Source organism: Bradyrhizobium sp. SHOUNA76 (genome assembly GCF_023006445.1).
Classification (GTDB): domain Bacteria; phylum Pseudomonadota; class Alphaproteobacteria; order Rhizobiales; family Xanthobacteraceae; genus Bradyrhizobium.
Map to the genome: position 1 here is coordinate 1 of NZ_JALBHA010001008.1, position 831 is coordinate 831.

The 831-nt window shown below is 63.9% G+C and carries 2 pseudogenes; one reads left to right on the forward strand and one right to left on the reverse strand.

Going from position 1 to position 831, the window contains the following annotated elements:
* Positions 1–241: pseudogene (locus MOV74_RS39320) on the reverse strand (L,D-transpeptidase); the annotation flags it as partial.
* 318 nt (positions 242–559) lie between these two features.
* On the opposite strand from MOV74_RS39320, the pseudogene MOV74_RS39325 reads away from it, so the two are divergent.
* Positions 560–831, forward strand: a pseudogene (locus MOV74_RS39325) (hypothetical protein); the annotation flags it as partial.

Sequence of the window (831 nt, forward strand, 5' to 3'; positions counted from 1 at the left end):
CGACCGGGCGGCCATAGCGCGGATCATCGGCCGGGCCGGGCGGCGGCAACGATGCCTGCGGCATCGCGTCGTCGTCATCTTCCAGCGCGTCGAAATTCGGTGTGCGGTCGCCGGGCCGATATTCAGCCGGGGCGCCATAGCTCGGCGCCTGCTGGACCGGATAGCTCTGAGCCTGCGCGAGCGAGGTTCCCGCCGCAGCGACTGTTGCGGCAGCGCATATCGTCAGAAAATGTTTGATCATCATCGCTCTTGTATAGTCCCCAAGCCCGATCGGACCGTTAACGGCCAGATGGCCGAAGATAGCGGCACATTCAAGACATATCAGGCTTATTTGCGCCGGATTGCCGATTTGTGATCCGCAAGACTACCGTTGCCCCGTTGCATCACGGGGCGGAAATCGCATCAGGCCGTGGATTGCCGGAGTCATGGGCCCGAATTTAAGGGAACGGGGCGGAATCGTTGCGGTATGTTCGAATCAGCCTGATTCGCCACCGCTTTGAGCTCCAACTCCGCGTGGCGAACGCGGCAAGCAGTACCGTCACCGCGTTTCAGATGGCTCATGGGCCCTGGCCACTTCGCCGCCGGGGCGGAAATTCGCAATCGCTCGATGCTTCCCGGCTTTCGCTTCCTGTTTGCCGCGATCCTGCTGTCAACCTCTATCCTGGTGTTCGGCCTGGGCGTCGCCGCGCTGCTGCGGGCGAGCCATGAGCAGTATGCCAACAACCCCTCCTGGCGGAACGGCCCGCAGGAGCAGAGGTTCGCGCAGGCGTCCGAGCCTGCCGAGCCGGTGCTCGCGGTCCTCCGCGTAGAGCCGGAGGTGACGGCCGAGCC